This window comes from Nonomuraea sp. NPDC050404 (assembly GCF_040655495.1).
In the GTDB taxonomy this organism is placed as follows: domain Bacteria; phylum Actinomycetota; class Actinomycetes; order Streptosporangiales; family Streptosporangiaceae; genus Nonomuraea.
The window spans coordinates 192,889-213,452 of sequence record NZ_JBFAKB010000020.1; the positions used below are offsets into that span (position 1 = coordinate 192,889).

The 20,564-nt window shown below is 71.4% G+C and carries 18 protein-coding genes; 11 read left to right on the forward strand and 7 right to left on the reverse strand.

Going from position 1 to position 20,564, the window contains the following annotated elements:
- Positions 1-158: 158 nt before the first annotated feature.
- Positions 159-1,601: an alpha/beta fold hydrolase gene (locus tag AB0I81_RS43115; RefSeq protein WP_360670195.1), complete on the forward strand. Its 1,443-nt coding sequence runs from the start codon at positions 159-161 to the stop codon at positions 1,599-1,601.
- A gap of 5 nt (positions 1,602-1,606) precedes the next feature.
- Here the strand turns inward: AB0I81_RS43115 and AB0I81_RS43120 are convergent, their stop codons facing one another.
- On the reverse strand, positions 1,607-2,566 hold the full coding sequence (locus AB0I81_RS43120) for a nitronate monooxygenase (protein ID WP_360670198.1): 960 nt from the start codon (positions 2,564-2,566) through the stop codon (positions 1,607-1,609).
- Positions 2,567-2,720: 154 nt separating this feature from the next.
- Between AB0I81_RS43120 and AB0I81_RS43125 the strand changes: the two genes are divergently transcribed.
- The 3 genes from AB0I81_RS43125 (at position 2,721) to AB0I81_RS43135 (ending at position 9,798) form a co-directional block, all read left to right on the forward strand.
- Positions 2,721-4,424, forward strand: a complete 1,704-nt coding sequence (locus AB0I81_RS43125; RefSeq protein ID WP_360670201.1) for a phosphodiester glycosidase family protein — start codon at positions 2,721-2,723, stop codon at positions 4,422-4,424.
- A gap of 149 nt (positions 4,425-4,573) precedes the next feature.
- Complete coding sequence (locus AB0I81_RS43130) at positions 4,574-9,319, forward strand: GH92 family glycosyl hydrolase (RefSeq protein ID WP_360670204.1); 4,746 nt, start codon at positions 4,574-4,576, stop codon at positions 9,317-9,319.
- A 230-nt stretch (positions 9,320-9,549) separates the two neighbouring features.
- Complete coding sequence (locus tag AB0I81_RS43135; RefSeq protein WP_360670207.1) at positions 9,550-9,798, forward strand: hypothetical protein; 249 nt, start codon at positions 9,550-9,552, stop codon at positions 9,796-9,798.
- Positions 9,799-9,939: 141 nt separating this feature from the next.
- Here the strand turns inward: AB0I81_RS43135 and AB0I81_RS43140 are convergent, their stop codons facing one another.
- Positions 9,940-10,449, reverse strand: coding sequence for a DUF305 domain-containing protein (locus AB0I81_RS43140; protein WP_360670210.1), 510 nt, complete (start codon positions 10,447-10,449; stop codon positions 9,940-9,942).
- Positions 10,450-10,677: 228 nt separating this feature from the next.
- Between AB0I81_RS43140 and AB0I81_RS43145 the strand changes: the two genes are divergently transcribed.
- The gene (locus AB0I81_RS43145; protein WP_360670213.1) at positions 10,678-11,094 is read left to right on the forward strand and encodes an ankyrin repeat domain-containing protein; all 417 of its coding nucleotides are present in this window, start codon (positions 10,678-10,680) and stop codon (positions 11,092-11,094) included.
- Positions 11,091-11,633 carry a DUF6461 domain-containing protein gene (locus AB0I81_RS43150; RefSeq protein ID WP_360670216.1) on the forward strand — a complete coding sequence of 181 codons (543 nt, stop codon included), beginning with the start codon at positions 11,091-11,093 and terminating at the stop codon, positions 11,631-11,633. The genes AB0I81_RS43145 and AB0I81_RS43150 overlap by 4 nt, the downstream gene beginning before the upstream one ends.
- A gap of 82 nt (positions 11,634-11,715) precedes the next feature.
- Here AB0I81_RS43150 and AB0I81_RS43155 read toward each other — a convergent pair whose 3' ends face one another.
- Together AB0I81_RS43155 and AB0I81_RS43160 are read right to left on the reverse strand one after the other, a co-directional pair.
- Entirely contained in the window at positions 11,716-12,312 is a 597-nt protein-coding gene (locus tag AB0I81_RS43155) for an aldo/keto reductase (protein ID WP_360670219.1), read from the reverse strand.
- An 87-nt stretch (positions 12,313-12,399) separates the two neighbouring features.
- Positions 12,400-12,822 carry a VOC family protein gene (locus tag AB0I81_RS43160; RefSeq protein WP_360670222.1) on the reverse strand — a complete coding sequence of 141 codons (423 nt, stop codon included), beginning with the start codon at positions 12,820-12,822 and terminating at the stop codon, positions 12,400-12,402.
- Between the two features lie 113 nt (positions 12,823-12,935).
- Here AB0I81_RS43160 and AB0I81_RS43165 point away from each other — a divergent pair, with 113 nt between their 5' ends.
- The 3 genes from AB0I81_RS43165 to AB0I81_RS43175 all read left to right on the forward strand — a co-directional run bounded on the left by AB0I81_RS43165 (position 12,936) and on the right by AB0I81_RS43175 (position 16,201).
- Entirely contained in the window at positions 12,936-14,015 is a 1,080-nt protein-coding gene (locus AB0I81_RS43165; RefSeq protein WP_360670225.1) for a WYL domain-containing protein, read from the forward strand.
- Between the two features lie 41 nt (positions 14,016-14,056).
- Complete coding sequence (locus AB0I81_RS43170) at positions 14,057-14,944, forward strand: AraC family transcriptional regulator (RefSeq protein ID WP_360670227.1); 888 nt, start codon at positions 14,057-14,059, stop codon at positions 14,942-14,944.
- Positions 14,945-15,043: 99 nt separating this feature from the next.
- Entirely contained in the window at positions 15,044-16,201 is a 1,158-nt protein-coding gene (locus AB0I81_RS43175; protein ID WP_360670229.1) for an FAD-dependent monooxygenase, read from the forward strand.
- Here the strand turns inward: AB0I81_RS43175 and AB0I81_RS43180 are convergent.
- Positions 16,101-17,378 (reverse strand): AI-2E family transporter, encoded by a 1,278-nt coding sequence (locus tag AB0I81_RS43180; RefSeq protein ID WP_360670232.1) that lies wholly within the window; start codon positions 17,376-17,378, stop codon positions 16,101-16,103. The genes AB0I81_RS43175 and AB0I81_RS43180 overlap by 101 nt on opposite strands.
- A 104-nt stretch (positions 17,379-17,482) precedes the next feature.
- Between AB0I81_RS43180 and AB0I81_RS43185 the strand changes: the two genes are divergently transcribed.
- Complete coding sequence (locus tag AB0I81_RS43185) at positions 17,483-18,277, forward strand: hypothetical protein (protein WP_360670235.1); 795 nt, start codon at positions 17,483-17,485, stop codon at positions 18,275-18,277.
- A 33-nt stretch (positions 18,278-18,310) separates the two neighbouring features.
- The gene (locus AB0I81_RS43190; RefSeq protein WP_360670238.1) at positions 18,311-18,946 is read left to right on the forward strand and encodes a TetR/AcrR family transcriptional regulator; all 636 of its coding nucleotides are present in this window, start codon (positions 18,311-18,313) and stop codon (positions 18,944-18,946) included.
- On the opposite strand, the gene AB0I81_RS43195 is transcribed toward AB0I81_RS43190, so the two are convergent.
- Positions 18,943-19,170, reverse strand: coding sequence for a hypothetical protein (locus tag AB0I81_RS43195; protein ID WP_360670241.1), 228 nt, complete (start codon positions 19,168-19,170; stop codon positions 18,943-18,945). The genes AB0I81_RS43190 and AB0I81_RS43195 overlap by 4 nt on opposite strands.
- Before the next feature lie 14 nt (positions 19,171-19,184).
- Positions 19,185-20,522, reverse strand: a complete 1,338-nt coding sequence (locus AB0I81_RS43200; protein WP_360670244.1) for a TRAP transporter large permease subunit — start codon at positions 20,520-20,522, stop codon at positions 19,185-19,187.
- Positions 20,523-20,564 lie beyond the last annotated feature (42 nt).

Genomic DNA, 20,564 nt, shown 5'->3' on the forward strand with positions numbered 1-20,564 from the left:
TGACGTTCTCTCCAGGGTGACGGGCCGGTCGCCGGGACACCATCCGGCTGTCCTCCGGGGGATGTCCCGAAGCCGATCCGGCGGAGGTTCCCGTGGTGCGGGCGCGGACGCCCGGCCGACAGTGGGGTCCTGTCGCGAACAGAATGGAGGCAGGACCCATGCCTGGCAAAGCCGCTGGACTCCTGATGGTGGTGATGACGCTGCTGGCAGGACTCGCCGTCCCGGCGAACGCGGAGGACAAGCCGATCACCTGGCGGGCGTGCGAGAAGAGTGAGGGGATGCCCGCCGGCGCGCGGTGCGGCGCGATCGAGGTACCCATCGACTGGTCCCGGCCGGAAGGCAGGAAGGTCAGGCTCGACCTGGTCAAGCTGCCCGCCGCCGAGCCCGCCCGCCGGATCGGCAGCGTGCTCGGCATCCCCGGCGGCCCGGGGGGCAACGGCATCGAGGACCTCAAGCTCGCCGCCGGCCACCTCACCGAGCTGCGCCGCCGCTTCGACCTCATCGGCTACCGCCCGCGCACCACCGTCTGGCGCGAGAGCGCGCCGGCGTCGTGCCTGCGGCCGGGGATGGCGCTGTACGAGCCGCGCGACCGCAAGCAGTTCAAGGCCCTGGCCGCGACGATGTCCAAGGCGTTCAAGCAGTGCCGCGCCGACGACCGGTCCGGCCTGTTCTCGCACCTGGACTCGCTGTCGGTCGCCAAGGACATGGACGCGATACGCGAAGGGCTGGGTGAGGAGCGGCTGAGCTTCATGGCCAACTCCTACGGCGGGGTGGCCTCGGCCGCGTACATCAGGCTGTTCCCGCAGCGGATCCGCGCCATGTACCTGGACGGGGTGATCAACCAGACCGACGGCTGGCCGAGCGCGAACCTGGTGGCGGCCAGGGGCGTGCAGGAGGCGCTGGAGCGGTTCGGCCGCTGGTGCGCGGCGACGCCGGCGTGCGCGCTGCACGGTGAGGACGCCCTGGACGTCTGGCGCAAGCTGGTCCGCGACGCCGACGCCAGGCCGATCCCGGCCGAGTCCTCCCAGTTCGGCGAGGGCGAGCTGACGGGCTGGGCCCTGCGTTCCCTCGGCTTTCCCCCGGACCCGGGCCCCGGTCATGCCCGGTGGCTGGACTTCGCCCAGTCGGTGGACAAGGCGCGGCGGGGGGACGGATCCGGGTTCGGTGAGTTCGTGATCGGCAACCTCCGGGTGTGGTCCATGCCCGGGATGCTGGCGATGACCTGCGGCGACGAACGCGGCTACACCGGGTGGGCGCAGCGCGCGGAGTACGGCCGCCAGATACGCGAGATCGCGCCGGACCTCGCGACGGCGTCGTTCGACGCGCTGGGCTGCACGGGCTGGCCGGAGAAGGTCGCCAATCCGGCCCGGCCGCTGGACCCGCGCGGGCTGCCGCCGATGCTGGGGGTCGGCACGCTGGAGGGCGACTTCCCGTGGACCGATCACTTCATCCGGATGGTGCCGGGGTCGGTCACCGTCGGCTACGAGGGGCCGGGGCACGTCATGTACCTCAATGGCAAGAAGTGCCCGATCGCGCACGCCACGACGTACCTGACTGAGTTGCGCCTGCCCGCCCCGGGGACCACCTGCCCCGCCGAGTGAGTGGTTTATGAGGCTTCGCCGAAGCGGGACAGCAGTTTGCCCGCTTCGGCGAATCCGGCGATCACGTCCGCAGCCGTGCGCTGCTCCTTCACCAGGCCCACCGCCTCGCCGGCGTAGACGTAGGCGGTGTCGAAGTCGCCCGCCGCCCGCGCCGCCTCCAGCTCGGCCCGAGCCGCCTCGTCGGCGGCCAGTTCCTCCTCGCGGCCGTCCCAGCGCTCGAAGAACGTGTTGCGCAGCGCCCGCCCGCCGAACTCCGGCGGCCAGGCCAGCCGCTGCGCGACGTCGAAGACCCGCCCGTACGCGGTGCCGGTCTCATCGGTGGCCAGCACGCGCGCGCGGGCGGCTTCGGAAAGCGTCGTCTCGGCGCAGCCCAGGAACGCGGTGCCCACCCAGGCGCCCTCCGCGCCCGCGGCCAGCACGGCGGCCAGCCCCCTGGCCGTGGCGATGCCGCCGGCGGCCAGCACCGGGATGCCCGCCTGCGCGAGCACGCCCTGCAACAACGGCAGCGTGGCCACCTCGGCGCGGCCGTGCCCGCCGCCCTCGCCGCCCCTGGCCACCACCACGTCCACGCCGGCCTGCTCGGCCGCCCGCGCCTCCCACGTGGTGCCCGCCTGGGTGGCCACGGCGATCCCGGCGCGGCGCAGCGGCTCGACGTACCGGGCGAAGTCTCCGTAACTCACCGAGACCAGCGCCGGCCGGGCCTCCAGCACCGCGTCGAGCTGGGCGGGGTGGTCCTCCAGCGCCCAGGCCATCAGCCCGATCCCGTACGGGCGCCCGCTCGCGGCGGCGACGCCGGCCTGCTGGGCGATCCATGAGGCGGGCGCGGCGGCGGGCACGCCGAACATGCCGAGAGCGCCCGCCGCGGACACGGCCGCGGCCAGCCGCCCGTCGCTCACTCCCGCCATCGGCGCTCCCACCAGCGGGATGTCCAGGCCGAAACGTTCGGTCAACCACGTACGCACCATCGCGCCCCTCCTCTGTAGGCGGGTTCACGGTACCTCGCGCGTCCCTGGCGCTGTTCACCTGTATGCTCCGCGGGCAGTGCCCGCCGTTCGGCCCGAGGTCATCCGCGCGCCCTTGACTGCCCTGGCACAACTTCGCTTCGGAGCAAGGACATTCATGCACCGCAACACCCTGCCCGCCCTCGCGGCGGCCGCGACCCTGCTGATCGCGAGCGGCGCGCCCGCCCGGGCCGCCACCACCCCAGCGCCCGCGCCGGCCACCGCCACTCCGACGCCCGCCCCGGCCGCCACCACCCCGGCGCCCGCCCCGGCCGCCACCACCCCGGCGCCCGCCTCGGCCGCGACCGCTGAGGCGGCACCCGCGCGCGACGGCTCCCACGGCTTCTTCGGGGGAAAGCTGCCGCTCAGCGCGCCGCCGGCGACCACGACCGTGGCCCCTGGGGTGACGCTGACCTCGATGTCGCTGGGCGCCAAGGACGCAGGCGACTTCTGGACCGTGCACGTGTACCTCCCGGGCACGATCGACGGCCCGCTCAACACGGCGGGGACCGCGCTGGGGGCGAAGGAGATCGCCGACCGGGTGGCCGGGGCAGTGCGGGAGAAGGGGTTCGAGCCGCGGCTGGAGGAGGTCACCTCGCCCGCGTACGCCGACCGTCCCGCCGGCACGCTGGGCTGGATCGTCCGGGTCGGGCAGTACGCCACCAGCACCGAGGCCGGCGCGGCGCTGTCCAAGATCAGGGCGGCCGGCTTCGCGGGCGGCACCCGCTACACCGCGCAGGACGGCACGGACGCGTCGGCACCACAGAAGGTGCACGTGCTCAAGGTCGACTTCGGCCGGTTCCGCGGCACGGTCGGCACCGACTTCGGCAAGGCGCTGAACGGCACCGAGAAGCTGACCGACCTCGCCGCCGCGGCGGGCGCGGTGGCCGGGATCAACGCGCAGTGGTTCTACAACAGCGCGCCCGGCGGCATGTACGTCAAGGACGGCAAACTGATCGGCTCCGCCACCCAGGGCAGGGGCGGCATCAGGATCACCAGGGGCGGCCGTGCGGTGGACGTGGACGCCTACACCGCCCGCGTGACCCTGCGCGCCGGCCGCGACAGCGTCGAGATCGACGGCGTGAACCGGGTGCCGGGTGAGATCTACAACTGTGGCGGCGTGGGCGGCGACCAGCCGACCGAGAAGCCGCAGCACGACCTGAAGTGCACCGATGACAGCGAGCTGGTGCTGTTCACGCCCGAGTGGGGCACGCCGCCGGCAGGGGCGGGCGCCGAGGCCGTGCTGGACGCGCGCGGCAGGGTGACGGCGGTGAACGACACGCGCGGCGCGAGCGTGCCCGCCGGCGGCTCCACGATCCAGGCCATCGGCGACAGCGCGGCCTGGCTGCTCGGCCACGCGAAGGTCGGCGAGCGGCTGCGGGTGAGCGAGCGGGTCGAGGACAGCAGGGGCAGGCGGGTCGCGCTGACCAGGGACACCACGATCCTCCAGGTGGGCCCGACGCTGGTACGGGACGGCCGGATATCGGTGAACGCCGCGGCCGACGGCCTGATCCGCGAGGGCACGGACCAGACGTTCACCTACAACTGGGCCGTGCGCGCCAACCCCCGGTCGATGATCGGCATGGACGGGCGGGGCCGGCTCATGCTGGTGGTGGTGGACGGCCGGCAGGACGGCTACAGCGAGGGGCTCGGGATCGCGCAGACGGCCGAGCTCATGAAGCTGCTCGGCGCCAGGGAGGCGATGAACCTGGACGGCGGCGGCTCCAGCGTCATGGTCACCTCGGGCGGCGGCATCGTGAACCGGCCTTCGGACGCGACGGGCCAGCGTTCGCTGGGCAACGTCTTCCTCGTCCGCCCATAGGACGCCGGGCCGGGGACGGGGGCGCTGGGGAGACTTTGACAGCGGTGTCTTGACAGCGGGCGCTGCGCTTGAAACTTTCTTAACAGAATCGGGACTGACAACGTTGTCAAACTCCCCCACTGGCCTGCTGACCCGCAGAAAGGTGCCCGATGAAGCGTCCCGTACTGTTAGCACTCTTATCCCCTCTCATCGCCCTCGTCCTCGCGGCCCCCGCCACCGCCGCGCTGACCGCCCAAGGAGTTCCAGACCCCGTGCCCAACCCCGGCCCCTCGGGTACCCCCTCACCCGGCCCCTCCTACAGCCCGCCGCCCGACCCGAACCGGGCGGAGCCGTCGCCGCCCGCCGAGGAGTTGCGCAGGGCGGCCCGCGACGGCCAGAGCCTGGCGCGGGCGGAGGGCGCGGCCTTCGCCTCCTCCTTCGAGCCGGGCGACCCCCAGCCGACGTGGGTCAACATGGCGGAGAAGTCGCGCGACATCACCGGCACGCTGCCCGGCGGCATCGAGGGCGGCCTCGCCGACAAGATCGTCCAGATCGGCGTCAGCGGCGAGTACGCCGCCGCGGGCGAGGTCAAGGAGAACCTCGCCGACACCGACGCGAGCACCAAGTGGCTGGTGTTCGCCGCCACCGGCTGGGCCAGTTACCAGCTGTCGGAACCGGTCGCGGTCGTGCACTACGCGCTGACCTCCGCCGACAACCCGCCCGAGCGCGACCCCCGCGACTGGGAGCTGCAGGGTTCGCAGGACGGGCAGAGCTGGACCACCCTGGACACCAGGACCGGCGAGACGTTCACCGCCCGCATGCAGCGCAAGGAGTACCGCTTCGCCAACCCGACCGCCTACGCCCACTACCGCCTGAACATCACCCGCATCGGCGGCGGCTCCACCCTGCAGCTCGCCGGCTGGGAGCTGTCGGACGGGCGCGGCGGCCCGCAGCCGCCCACCGCCATGCGCAGTGAGGTCGGCAACGGCCCGACCCGCGGGTACGTCTCCAAGCCGCGCGCCGGGTTCACCGGGCTGAAGGCGCTGCGGTACGCGGGCGGCACCACCTCCGAGAGCGGCGGCCGGTCCACGAACAAGGTGTTCGAGGTGGACATCCCGGTCACCTCCGCCACGGAGCTGTCCTATCTCGTCTTCCCCGAGTTCACCGCCGCCGACCTGCGCTATCCCAGCACGTACGTCTCGGTGGACCTGGCCTTCTCCGACGGCACCTACCTGAGCGACCTCAGGGCCGTCGACCAGCACGGGGTACGGCTGGCGCCGCGCGAGCAGGGCGAGTCCAAGACCCTGTACGCCGACCAGTGGAACTTCAAGCTCGCCGAGATCGGCAAGGTGGCCAGGGGCAAGCGGATCAGCCGCGTCCTGGTGGCCTACGACAGCCCCGCCGGGATGGCGGGCTTCCGCGGCTGGGTGGACGACATCAAGATCGTCACGGCGCGGAAGCGGCAGCCGTACGAGGGACGCGGCCACCACGGGGACAGCCCGTCGCAGTACGTGTCCACCACCCGCGGCACGCACTCCACCGGCGGCTTCTCGCGCGGGAACAACTTCCCGGCCACCGCGGTGCCGCACGGCTTCAACTTCTGGTCGCCGATGACCAACGCCGGCTCGACGAGCTGGCTGTATGAGTACCACCGGGCCAACAACGCGGCCAACCTGCCCGAGATCCAGGCGTTCACCGCCAGTCACGAGCCGAGCCCGTGGATGGGCGACCGCCAGACGTTCCAGTTCATGCCGTCGGCGGCCGAGGGGGTGCCGAACCCCTCCCGTACGGCCCGCGCGCTGCCCTTCCGCCATGAGCGGGAGGTCGCGAGCCCGCACCTGTACGCGGTCACGTTCGACAACGGCCTGAAGACCGAACTGGCCCCCACCGACCATGCTGCGCTGGCGCGCTTCACCTTCCCCGGCTCCGAAGCCAAGCTGATCTTCGACAACGTCAACAACAACGGCGGCCTGACGCTCGACACCGCCAACGGCGTCGTGACCGGCTACTCCGACGTGCGCAGCGGCCTGTCCACCGGCGCCACCCGGATGTTCTTCTACGCCGTCTTCGACCGCCCGGTCACCGGCGGCGGCAAACTCACCGGCCAGGGCCGCGACAACGTGCTCGGCTACCTGTCCTTCGACGCGGGCGCCGACCGTACGGTCAGCATGCGCATCGCCTCCTCGCTGATCGGCGTGGACCAGGCGAAGCGGAACCTGGAGCTGGAGATCGCCGCCGGCGACACGCTGGAGAAGGTCAGCGAGCGGGCGCGGCGGGCCTGGGACGCCAAGCTGAGCGTCATCGAGGTGGAGGGGGCGAGCCGCGACCAGCTCGTCACCCTTTACTCGAACCTGTACCGGCTCTTCCTGTATCCGAACTCCGGTCACGAGAACACCGGCACGGCCAACGCCCCGGTGTACCGGCACGCCGTGCAGTCGGCCACCAGCACCCCGCCGAGCACGCCCACCGAGACGGGCGCGCGGGTGGCGGACGGGAAGGTGTACGTCAACAACGGCTTCTGGGACACCTACCGCACCACCTGGCCCGCGTACGCGCTGCTCACCCCGGGCGCGGCCGGGGAGATGGTGGACGGGTTCGTGCGGCAGTACGAGGACGGCGGCTGGATCGCCAGGTGGTCCTCCCCCGGTTACGCCGATCTCATGGTCGGCACCAGCTCCGACGTGGCCTTCGCCGACGCCTACCTGAAGGGCGTCAAGGGGTTCGACGCCGAGGCGGCCTACGCCGCCGCCATCAAGAACGCCACGGTCGTCCCGCCCACCCAGCACGTGGGCCGCAAGGGGCTGGCCACCTCGGCGTTCCTCGGCTACACCAGCATCCAGTCCACGGGCGAGGCGATGTCGTGGGCGATGGACGGCTACATCAACGACTACGGGATCGCGAACATGGCCAAGGCCCTGGCCGAGCGGTCCACGGGAGCCAAGCGGGCCCGCTACCTGGAGGAGTACGAATATTTCCGTAACCGGGCGCTGAACTACGTGCATATGTTCGACCCGGCGACCGGTTTCTTCCAGGGCAGGAACGCCGACGGCTCCTTCCGCCGCAAGCCGGGCGCGTACGACCCGCGTACCTGGGGCTACGACTACACCGAGACCAACGGCTGGAACATGGCCTTCCACGTCCCGCAGGACGGCCGCGGCCTGGCCAACCTGTACGGCGGCGCGGACGGCCTGGCCGGCAAGCTGGACGACTTCTTCACCGACCAGGAGACGGCGCTGTTCCCCGGCTCCTACAACGGCGTCATCCACGAGATGCGCGAGGCCCGCGACCTGCGCATGGGCCAGTACGGGCACAGCAACCAGCCCTCGCACCACATCGCCTACATGTACGACTATGTCGGTCAGCCGTGGAAGACCCAGGCCAAGGTGCGTGAGACGCTCGCGCGGCTGTACCTGGGCAGCGAGATCGGCCAGGGCTACCCCGGCGACGAGGACAACGGGGAGATGTCGGCCTGGCAGGTCTTCGGCGCGCTGGGCTTCTACCCGCTGCAGATGGGCAGCCCCGACTACGCCATCGGCTCGCCGCTGTTCAAGAAGGCCACGGTGCGGCTGGAGAACGGCAAGAAGCTGGTGATCAAGGCGCCGGACAACAGCGCGCGCAACGTCTACGTGCAGGGGCTGAGGGTCAACGGCAGGCCGTACGGGAAGACGTACCTGCCGCACGACCTGCTCGCCAAGGGCGGCGAGCTGGTCTTCGACATGGGGCCCCGGCCGTCGCGCTGGGGCACCGGCAAGGACGCCGCGCCGCCCTCGATCACCCGCGACGACCGCGTGCCCGAGCCGCTGCGCGACGCCACGGGGCCGGGGCGCGGCACCGCGACGGGCGCGGGCGGCGCCGACGTGGGCGCGCTGTTCGACGACAACTCGGCCACGCGGGCCACGTTGCCCGAATGGGTCGGGTACGCCTTCCCCGCCGAACGCCGGATCAGCTACTACACGCTCACCTCCGGCGCCGGGCAGCCGGGCGAGGATCCGACCGGGTGGGCGCTGGAGGGGTCGGCGGACGGCGAGACATGGCAGGTGCTGGACGAGCGGTCCGGGGAGAGTTTCGCGTGGCGGCTGCAGACCCGGCCGTTCAAGGTCGCCAAGCCGGGGGCGTACAGCCACTACCGAATCAGGTTCACCGGCGGTACCTCACTTTCGGAGATCGAACTGCTCGCCCCCGAGCCACCGGCCACCTCACCCCTGACCGTCGAGGCGGCCGGGACCCTCGCCACGGCCGGCGAGACCGTGACGATCCCGGTGACCGTGGCCAATCACGCCGACCGTCCCGCCACCGGCCGCCTGACCGCGACCGGGCCGCAGGGCTGGACCGTCCGGCCCTCCTCCGCCGACTTCGGCCCCCTGGCGCCCGGCGCCTCCCGGGCGCTGTCGTTCGAGGTCGCGGTGCCGGCGACGGCCGGTCCCGGCACCCATCAGGTACGGCTGTCGGTCACCTCCGACCGGGGCCCCGTCTCCTCGCAGGTGCCGGTCACCGTCATCGGCGACATCGTGGAGTTCACCCCCGGCACCCCCGCCGAGCAACCCTGGCTCTTTGAAGAGGGCGGGTCCCAGCTCGACGGGGAGGTGCACGACGGCCGGGCCCGCTTCACCGACGGCAACAGCCACGCCGTCTACCGCTTCGACCTGCCGGCCGACGTGAGCGGGGGCTCGCTCACGCTGGACATCGGCAACCAGTTCCTGGTGCAGGTCTCGGCCGACAACCAGAACTGGCGGACGGTGCTTCAGGAGAGCGCCAACGTGCGTGACCTGTCCAACCGGAAGGAGCACACGCTCGACCTCGCCGACGTACGCGGCGAGGGCCGCACGTTCTACCTGCGCATCGGGGACAGCCGGCCGGAGGACGGCTGGGGGTCGTGGCTGGCCAGGCTCCGCCTGAACCTGACCCGCACCACCTGACCCGCACCACCTGACCCGCACCATCTGCACCACCTGAGCCGCCCGGGGACGCGCCTACCTCCCGCGTCCCCGGGCACCTTCCTGTCCACCACCTGCCTCCCACGGTCCCGGTGACCCGTCTATCACTCCACGGTCAGTGCTCCTCGCCACCAGCCGCGATTACTTTAAGAATGCGATTGCTTACGCTGAGTGATCGTACGAAGAGGGCTCGCGAACAAAGGAGACACTGCATGCAGGTACTCGGTCGCGCTCTACTGGTCATGCTGTTCACGGCGGGCGGCACCGCCGTCGCAGCAGCCGTGCCCACAGCCGCTTTCGCGGACTGCACCTCTCACCACGCGTCCGGAGGTCACGGCCCGAACGGCGAGACCACGGGGAGCGGCCACGACGCCGAGGGGACCACCGACGCCGAGGGGCGCATCTGCGCGGACGACGGGCGGGCCGACCCTGAACCGGCCCAGGATGATCTCGGTTCTTAGGCTTGCTCCCTGAGCAACCGCAGGGGCGTCCCTTTTCGCAAGGGGCGTCCCTGCACCACCTTCTCAGCCGACCGGGCACAACACTCCGCCCAGAAGCGCAAGCCACCTCGGCCGTACGGGACGCCGCATGTCAGCGGTTGCTTATGACGAGGCGCTGGATTTGGCTCGTGCCGCCGAGATCTCCTCCATCTTCGCGCCCTGCTCGCGGATGATCTTGTTGGCCAGTTCCAGCGTGGGGCCGTGTTTGCCCGTCTTCCGCACGTTCTCGGCCATCTGCAGGCCGTGGTGCAGGTGCTCCGACAGCGCCGTCAGCCACGCTTCGTCGAACTTCGGGCCCTTGCCGGGCAGGTTCGACTTCATGGGCGTCACCATGGGCACGGGCTCGCCCCAGGAACGCAGCCAGGACTCCATCATGTCGATGTCGGTCTGCTCCCGGGCGGGGAGTCGCGCGCTCAGTTCGCGTACGAAGGAGCTGTCCGCCCGGCCCTTCGCCGCCTCGGCCAGATCGATCGTCTGCTGGTGATGAGTGATCATCTCCGTGTTGAAGACCACGTCCGCCTCGACGTGTTCCGCGTTCGAGTCCGCCGCCGCGGCGCATCCCGCCGACAGCAGCAGGACCGACAACGCCACGATTGCCGTCTTCCACCGCATGTGCTGAGCTACGCACGGCGCCCCGGCACGGTTCATTCAGCGCCCGCGCTCCACGGAACCGGCCGGCGGCCCGCCCCTCCGGACGGGGATGATCAGCACCACCCTGCTCCCGGACGGCCTTCGTCCGCGGGTGCCTCGCACCGGGCGTTCGAGGCTCCGAAATTGTCCTAGCCGTCCGCCATGATGGCCCCATTCGTATCCGCGCGCGTGATCTCGAAGGGGCTTGGCATGACCGTCAGCGAGACCGGTGGATGGTCCGATCTGAGGTGGCGTTCCTGGGACGACCTCGCTCTTGTCCGTGCCAAGCTCGACACGGGCGCCGACCCCAACGAGGGGGAGCATCTCTTCGACCGGCCGCTGCACAGGGCGGCCGGTTACGGATCACCGGAGGTGGTCGCCGCGCTGGCAGAGCGGGCCGATGACGTTGACGCGGAGTGCGAGGGCCGCACCGCGCTCTGGGAGGCGGTCTTCAACGACCGGGCGGACAACGCCCTCGCCCTGGTGGCCGCCGGAGCCGACCCGTGGCGGCCCATGATGGGCGGCTGGTCACCCGGCCGGCTCAGTCTGGCGGGCCCCGGCCGGGGCTGTTCTTCCCGTTCCCGCGCGATCATGCCCGCCTTACCGAGGCCGAGACCGCCGCCGTGACGGAGTCCGATCGCCTGATCGACGTGTTGGCCGGGCTTCCGTACGACGGTTACAGCGCGGCGTGCGTACGCGGCATCGGCGCCGCCGAGGCGGCACAGCGGCTGGCCGCCGAACCGGTCGGCATGGACGAGTTAGCGGAGATCTTCGAAGACGTCTCCGCCGACCCGGCCTTGCGGATCATCGGCCTGTCCGACGTGCCCGGAGGCTGCGTCGTCAGCCAGGAGTGGGCCTACATGGCCGCCAACCCCGTCGTCATGCAACTCCTGTCGGCGGGCACGGTCGCCTACGGCATGTTCGCCAACCCCAAGAGCGGCAACCAGGGCCGCGTGTTCCGCGACGGCGCGCTGGCGGCCTGGGACACCGACCCGGGCGGCAACAACGTGTCCGGCGATGACTCGGCGGCAGAGATCCTGCTCAGATACCTCTACTCCGGCCAAGCCCTGGCCTACTGCTACGCCAGCGCGACCCTGCGCCCAACCGGCACCCACTCGATCACCAACCCGGACACCTACCTGCGCCTCCCCAACCGCAACTACTGACACCACCCACGGCCGCCGCTCCTGCTGAGCAGCGGTGTCTCCGCAGGGGGCGGCGACCTCGGCGGGGGAGGCCAGCGATCGGTCACGCTGCGGCCCGGTCGGTGGCGGGGCGGCGGCGGAGGGCTGCGTGAGTGAGGGGCGGTGGGTCGTAGGACACGTCGAGGGGGCCGATGTCGGCTCCCGGGGGGACGATCTCGTCGATCCTGTCGAGGAGGTCGTCGTCGAGCACCGTGCCGGCACCGGCCAGCAGGCCGTCGAGGTGTTGCATGGTGCGCGGCCCGATGATCGCCGCCGTGACGCCCGGATGGGCGATCGTGAACGCCATCGCCATGTGGGTCAGGGGAATCCCCGCCTCCTCGGCCAGCAAGGCGAACCGTTCGACGGTGTCGTGCGTACGCTCGTCCGTCATGTGCCTGGGCACCCAGGCCATCCGGCGCTCCGGAGCCGGACGTCCCTTGTCGTCACGGCGGCCCTTCAGCGCCTTGCCGACGATCTCCTCGGTCTCGCTGTAGGCGTAGACGTCGGCGGTGTCGATGACGTTGATCCCCGCGTCGATGGCCCGGTGGATGATGCGGACGCAGTCGTCGTGGTCGGGGTTGCCGATCTTCCCGAACATCATGGTGCCCAGGCAGTAGGGGCTGACCTGGATTCCGGTACGCCCCTGGGGCCGCGTTCTCATGGTGGTCCTTCCTTCGTTGTGCGGTGGCCGCGGCGGCGTGACGCGGGAGGGCGGCCGATGCGCGCCCTCCCGCACCACGCACGACGATCACCCGTTGTATTCGCTGACGACGTCCAGGACCCAGACGACGCCGAAGCGGTCCTTGAGCATCCCGTAGAGCGGCGCCCACCCCGACGGCTCCAGCGGCTGCACGATGGCGGCGCCCTCGGAGAGCTTCTCCCAGTACGCGCTGATCTCCTGCGTGGTCTCGCCGCGGACGGAGACGAAGAACGGGTTCTCGCCCTGGTTCCACGGCAGGCTCGCGGGCACGTCGTACGCCATCACGTGGAAGCCCTCGCCGGACAGCACCTGGCCCCACATCACCTGGTCAGCGGCGGCCGGGTCCTGCACGGCACCGGCGTCCTCGTAGGTGACGGCGGCGAGGTCGCCACCGAACACGGACTGGTAGAACTCCAGCGCCGCGCGGGCGTCGCCCCGGAAGTTCAGATGGGTCACGGTCTTGACGGACATATCGGCTCCTGGCACTTATCGGCTGCTGTACGCCGGACGGCGCCCGGCGATGAGACAACAGTCGCAGGGGTAGCGGACAGGGTGTGGCCGCTACTCCTGGCAAGATGAGATGCATGCCGAAGACCTCAGCGCGACTGCTGGCATTGCTCTCACTGCTCCAGACGCGCAGGGACTGGCCGGGGGCGCTGCTGGCCGACCGGCTGGAGGTCAGCCCGCGCACCGTGCGCCGCGATGTCGACCGCCTGCGTGAGCTCGGCTATCCGATCACGACCTTCAAGGGGCCGGACGGCGGATACCGCCTGGACGCGGGCACCGAGTTGCCCCCGCTGCTGTTCGACGACGAGCAGGCCGTCGCCCTGGCCATCGCGCTGCAGATCGCCGCCACCACCGGCGCCGGCATCGAGGAGGCGGCGGCGCGCGCGCTGAACACCGTCCGCCAGGTCATGCCCGCCCGGCTGCGCCACCGGATCGACACCCTCCAGGTCACCGCGGTCGAACGCCCCGCGACCCGCCCTGAGCCGCCGGTCGTCAGCGGTGTGCTCATGACCCTCAGCGCCGCCGTGCACGCCTGCGAGGTGCTCCGCTTCGACTACGCGCCCGCACCGGGAACGGGGACGGGGACGGGAACGGGAACGGGAACGGGAACGGCGGCAGGGGTGGGGACGGCGGGGGCAGGGGTGGGCGGCGGCCCCGGGCCGGTGCCGCCGCGTCGGGTGGAACCCCATCACCTCATCACCTGGGGCGGACGCTGGTACCTCGTCGCCTGGGACCTCGACCGCGCGGACTGGCGCACCTTCCGCGCCGACCGCATCACCCCGCGCACCCCCACGGGCCCCCGCTTCACCCCACGCGAACTACCCGGAGGCGACGTGGCCACCTTCGTGGCCGGCAGGTTCCGCGGCGCCCACGACGCCGGCGACCCGGCCACCACCGGCGACTGGCCGTGCCGCGGCGAGGTGATCCTCGACCTGCCCGCCGCCGAAGTGTCCCGCTACACACGCGACGGAGTGGTCGAGGAACTCGGCCGGGACCGCTGCCGCCTCGTCCTGGGCTCGTGGTCGTGGACCGGCCTGGCCGCCAATCTCGGCAGGTTCGACGCCGGCATCGAGGTGGTCGGCCCACCCGAGCTCAAGGACGCCTTCGCCCGCCTGGCCCGCCGCTACACCGCCGCCGCCGGCACGAGAGCAGGCTGACGGGAGACGGCGTGGATGCCCCGGCCGGGTATCGTGGCCGGGTGGACCCCTATGACGATCTGTTGAAAGGCGTGCGCGGCGAAGGGTCCGTGCTCGGCGTCTCCTCGTTGTCGCCGCCGTGGGCGCTCAGGCACACCGCCGCTGCGCCCCTGACCCTCTGCATCCCCATGCGCGGCGCGGGCTGGCTCATCCAGGGGGACGTCGCCCGCAGGGTCGAGGTGGGCGAGAGCGCGATCGTACGGGGGCCGGAGCCGTTCGTGTTCGCCGACACCGAATCGCCGGGGTCGGTGCTGGACGTCCGGGCAGAGGGCGCGGACGGGGATCTGGACGCGCACACCGTCCTGCTGACGGGCTCGTACGAGCTCGGCGGCGAGGTGACCCGGCGCCTGATCGGCCTGCTGCCGCCGGTGATCGTGATGGCCGAGGACTACGACTGCTCGTCGATCCGCGAGTACCTCGACATCCAGCTCCGCCGGCGCCGCCCCGGCTACCAGATCGTGCTGGACCGGCTGCTCGACTGGCTGCTCGTGTGCGTGTTGCGCGACTGGTTCGACCGGCCGGAGGCGCGGGCGCCCCGCTGGTACCACGCGCTGGCCGACGACGTGGCGGGCCCCGCGCTGCGCGCGATCCACGAGGCGCCGGCCGCGCCGTGGACGCTGGCCTCGCTGGCGGCCAGGGCGGGCGTCTCCCGTACGACGCTGGCCAAGCGCTTCACCGACGCCGTCGGGGAGCCGCCGCTGGCGTACCTGACGGGATGGCGCATGGCACTGGCCGCCGACCTGCTGGTGGACCGGGAGGCCACGGTCGCCTCGGTGGCCCGCAGGGTGGGCTACGCGGACGCGTTCGGCTTCAGCGCGGCCTTCAAACGCGTGAAGGGCGTCAGCCCCAGCGCCTTCAGGAAGGAGTCGCCCGCCGCCCGCGCCGGGTGAGCGCGCCGGGAAACGCCGACGCCGCTCCGCGACCACACCATCGCCACATGCTACTCTCCGTTACATATTGACTACTTTTCGTGCGGTGAGGAGCCTCTTGTGAAGGTCGCCTGTGTCGGTGGCGGTCCCGCCGGCCTGTACTTCTCGATCCTGATGAAGCGGGTGGACCCGGCCCACGACATCACCGTGTACGAACGGAACCCGGCCGGCTCCACCTACGGCTGGGGCGTCACCTACTGGGACGAACTGCTCGACTACCTCCACGACATGGAACCCGGCTCCGCCGGCGCCATCGGCAAGAGCTCGGCCGGCTGGGACAGCTGGGTCGTGCACCTGCACAACCGCGCGACGGTGACGGTCGAGCACGCCGACGAGGGCTTCGGCGTCGGCCGACGCCGGCTCCTCGGCATCCTCACAGAACGGGCCGAGTCCCTCGGCGTGCGCCTCGAGTACGAGCGGGAGATCACCGGCGAGGAGGAGGTGGCCGACGCCGACCTCATCGTCGCCGGGGACGGCGTCAACAGCGTGTTGCGCGAACGCCACGCCGGCCATTTCGGCACCGAGGTCGCGGTGGGCCGCAACCCCTACATCTGGCTCGGCACCACCAAGGTCCTGTACGCCTTCACCTTCGCCTTCACCGAGACCGAGCACGGCTGGATCTGGTGTTACGGCTACCCGTTCAGCCGGGAGCAGAGCACCTTCATCGTCGAATGCTCACCCGAGACGTGGCGCGGGCTCGGCCTGGACGACTCGAACGAGGCCGACAGCCTGGCGCTGCTGGAGAAGTTGTTCGCCGAGGTGCTGGAGGGGCATCCGCTGATCGGCCGTACGCAGGCCGACGGCGACGCGCAGTGGCTGCACTTCCGTACCCTGACCAACCGCACGTGGTTCCGCGACAAGCTCGTCCTGCTCGGGGACGCCGCGCACACCACGCACTTCTCCATCGGCGCGGGCACCGCGCTGGCGTTGGGGGATGCCGCCTCCCTGGTGGAGGCGCTGCACGCGGAAACGAACCTGGCCTCCGCGCTGACCCGCTACGAGCGGGAGCGCAGGTCCGCGATCCGGTCCTCGCAGGGCGCGGCCCGCCGCAGCTCCCAGTGGTACGAGAACATCCCGCGTTACATCGGCCTGCCGCCCGCCCAGTTCATCACGCTGCTCAACCAGCGCCACTCGGTGCTTCTCCCGCACCTCCCGCCGCGCCTGTTCTACCGCCTCGGCCAGGCGGCGGCCCGGCTGCCCCGCCTGGGCCGGAGGTGAGGCGGCCGGAGCCGGAGTCGGGCTCGGGGCCGGGGCCGGAGTCGGAGTCGGGCTCGGGGCCGGAGTCGGAGTCGGAGTCGGAGTCGGAGTCGGAGGGATCCGGCTCGACCACCTCCTGACGGGTGACGAACGAGTCGAGCAGCGCTAAGAGCATGGCCACCACGGGCACGGCCAGCAGCGCCCCCACCACCCCGAACAACGAAGCCCCCAGGATCACCGCCCCGAACGCCACCCCGGGATGGATGTGCACCGCCCGCGCGCTGATCCGCGGCTCCAGCGTCAGGTTCTCCACCTGCTGGTACAGCACGCCCCAGCCCAGCGCCACCAGCCCGACCCACGGCCGCGGCGAGACCAGGCCCACCACGACGGGCAGGGCGATGGAGATGTAGGTGCCGATGGTGGGCACGAACTGCGCCACCACGCCCGTCCACATGCCGAGCGCGAGCCACGACGGCATGCCGAACGCCATGAACACCAGGGTCGAGGCGGCGGCGTTGATCGTGGCCAGGACGAGCCTGGAGGAGACGTACCCGCCGGTCTTGTCCATGGACACGTCCCACACGCTGATGAAGATCTCCTGGAAGCGGCCGGGCAGGAGCTGGGCCAGCCACAGGCGCAGCCGCGGCCCGTCGGCGGAGAAGTAGAAGATCAGCAGCAGCAGCGTGAACGTGTTGAACACCGCGGCCGTCAGCGTCCCCAGCAGGCCCAGCACGCCGCCGAGCACATCCTGCGCGTACGTGGCCGCCTGCGCGGGGGTGAGGTTGATGGAGGTGAGGATGTCGGAGATCTGGTAGTTCGTTCCGAACCGGGCGTTGATCCAGGCGACGGCGCCGGTGACGATGTCGGGCAGCTCTTTCACCAGGACGGCGACCTGCTGCACGAACAGGTTCCCGAACAGCGCCAGGAAGATCACCGAGGCGAGCACGAACACCGTCATGACCAGGCCCGTGGCCGCGCCGCGGCGCATGCGCCTGGACAGGCGGGACACGCCCGGCTCCATGGCCAGGGAGATGAACCAGGCCATCACCAGCAGCACGATCAGCCCGCCCGCGTCGATCAGCACGAAGCGCGCGAAGAGCACCACGGCCACGACCCCCGCGAGGGCGAGCCCGGCCCGCCAGATGTTCCCGGGCGAGAGGAGCACCCGCACGACCCGCGTTTCGTCCCGCTCGCTCATGACCTCTCCCGTGCCAGGTGTCAATCTTGTGCGCAGAGTACGTGCCGGACAAGGCGATTGCACGACCCCGCCTGCCGCGGCCCGCGCGCGTGAGAAAGTTAGGCGTGGCAAGGACATCGGGCGACACGGCGACCGGCGGCCCGCCGCACGGCCCGAAACAGGCGACCGGCGGCCTGGCTCGCGGCCCGAAAGGGGCGGCGGGCGGTCTGCCGCGTGGCCCGAAAGAGGCGACCGGCGGCCTGGCTCGCGGCCCGAAACAGGCGGCGGGCGGCTTGCTGCGTGGCCCGAAAGAGGGGTCGGGCGGCCTGGCGCGTGGCCCGAAACAGGCGGCGGGCGGCTTGCTGCGTGGCCCGAAGGACTGGCAGGCCAGGTCGCGCAGGCTCTACCCGCTGTCCGTCACCACCCTGTCCACCCGCCCCGACCCGCGGGGCCGCCTGTGGTGGCACCTGGCCTACTTTCCCGCGGTGGCCCGTGGCAGCGGATCGGCCCTGCTGGGAGGGGTCGTCATCCCCGTGGTGTGCGTGGCGGTCAGCCTGGCGCTGCCGCTGGCCGAGGACGTGCTGCCGACGCTCGTGATCTTCCTCGTCGCGCTCGCGGCCGGGTTCGGGACGGCGCTGGCGCCGTCGCTGGCCGGCGCCTACCTGTTACGCCGCCCGTACTGGCAGCCGGGGGCGATCAGCCTGATGACGCTGTGCATGACCGCCGGCATCCCGCTCAGCCTCGGCGCCCAGACCCTCGCCGACGCCGAGTGGCCGTCCGCCGGGATGCGGGACGCGCTGGCGTGGCTGGCGCTGCACGGCCTGTTCACGGCCCTGGGCTCGACCGCGGCGGCGATCGTCTGGCTGCCGGTCGGCCTGTGGATCTTCAAGCGGCGCGGCGTGCCGTTCCGAGCACGTTAGAACGGAATTGTACGTTCCGCTAGACTGGCCCACATGACCAGCGCACCCATGAGCGGCCGCAAGGCACAGGCCGCGCGTAACGACGAGTTGATCCTGCGGGCGGCGCGGGCCGTCTTCACCTCCGACCCCGGCGCCCCCATCGCGGCCGTGGCCGAGCGGGCGGGCGTCGGGATCAGCGCGCTCTATCGCCGCTACCCCAGCAAGGAGGAGTTGCTGCGGAAGTTGTGCGGCGACGGGCTGAGACTGTACATCGAGGTCAGCGAGCGGGCACTGGCCGACGACGGCGACCCTTGGGAGGCGTTCGCGGGCTATTTGCGCGGCATCGTGGACGCCGACTCCAGCTCGCTGACGATCAAACTGGCCGGCACGTTCACCCCCACGGAGGAGCTGAACACCCTCTCGGCCAGGGCCTCGACCCTGGCCACCGAGGTGCACCACCGGGCGGTGGCGGCGGGCGTGCTGCGGCCGGACATGACGGTGGCCGACATCGCGCTGCTGTTCGAGCAGCTCGCCTCGATCAAGCTGGGCGACGAGGAACGCATCGGGCAACTGCGCCACCGCTACCTGACGCTCGCGATGGACGCGATGCGCGTCCCGCCGGCCCACCGCGAGTTGCCGGGCCCCCCGCCCAAGGACGAGGAGCTCGGCGCGCGCTGGATTCCCGGCTAGTCCTCGCCGACCTTCCAGTGGAACAGGTACGACATCACGAACCCGAGCAGCCCGGTGACCCCCGCCGACACGGTCATCGCCATGCCGAGCGCGGACACCGCCCCGGAGACCAGTCCCGGGTCGCCGGCGACGAGGCCGACCGCCTGGGCCAGCACGAGGACGACGCCGAGCGCGAGGAACAGCACGAGGCCGATCTTGAACAGGACCATGATGAGGCTCTTCATGATGAGATCTCCTTTCAGATCGGCAGCAGGCCGGTCGCGACCAGCACGCCTATGACCAGGGTCGGGATGACGAACCAGATGATCAGCCGCCCGAACGTCCTGGCCGGGTCCACCTGGGCGATGCCGCTGGCGATGTAGATCGGAGCCGCTCCCGGCGGGGACGCGCCCTCGGTCGAGGCGAAGATCATGATCGCGGTCGCCGCGGCCGCGGGGGCGACCCCCGCCGCGGTGAGCGCGCTGAAGGCCACCCCGCCGACGGCGGCGATCGTCGCGGTGCCGGTCAGCGGCGCGGCGATGATGACGAGCAGCAGGCCGACAATGGTGGCGATGACGACCGCAGGGGCGTCAATCCCTTGGAGTATCGCGGTGAGCTGGTCGACCAGGCCCAGCTCGCCCAGGCTCGCGGCGGCGGCGAAGGCGAAGAACAGCGTCGCGCCGATGACGGCGTACCGGGGGGCCATCTCGCCGAGCACCTCGCTCCAGGCGCGGGCGGTGCGCGGCAACCGCTTCCACGCCACCGCGAACGTGGCCAGCACGGTCAGCACCGGAATCCACACGATGATGCTGATGTCGTCGGCCGCCTCGCCGACCCGCGACTCCATCAGCGCCACGCCGAAGTCGAGGGTCATCAGCACCGGGACGAGGATGCCCGCGTACACCAGCAGCGATGTCCAGCCGGCCCGCAGCGCGGCGCGCAGCGGCACGATGTCGGCCGCGTCGGTGGCCGCGATCTTGTGCCTGCGCACCCACACGAACACCAGCACGAACCGGTAGGCCACCGTCCACAACCCGCCCACGAGGGCCGGCACGAAGAGCTGGTCGGCGGTCAGTACGGGCGCGACGGCGGCCGAGCCGAGCAGCAGGAACATCGACGAGCTCGGCGGGATCGAGATGCCGAGACCGGCGTTGCCCGCCACCAGCGAGGCGGCCAGGTCGGGGCGCCAGTTCGACCGGATCATCCACGGGATGGTGACCGAGCCGACGGACGCGGAGATGCCGGACCCGGAGCCGGAGGGGCCGCCCAGCAGCGCGGCGGCCGAGGTCGAGACGTAGCCGGCGCCGCCGCGCAGGCGGCCGAAGATCGAGTTCAGCACGGTGACCTGCTCCTGGATGAGGCCCAGCTTGGTGAGCAGGTAACCCATGAAGACGAAGGCCAGGGCGGCGAAGACCACCTCCTCGGCCATCGCGTCGATGATGCCGGCCCAGGCCAGCTCGAAGAACCCGGCGCCGCCGAAGAGGCACACGCCGATGAAACCGATGAGCATCGCCTCACCGATGTTGCGTTTGAGCACGCCGTTCCACACGACGATGATGGCGATATAGGCGATGAGCGCCCATACGGCGATTCCCATGGCGAATGTCCTCCAAGGGGGATTACTGGGGGTGATCGGCAG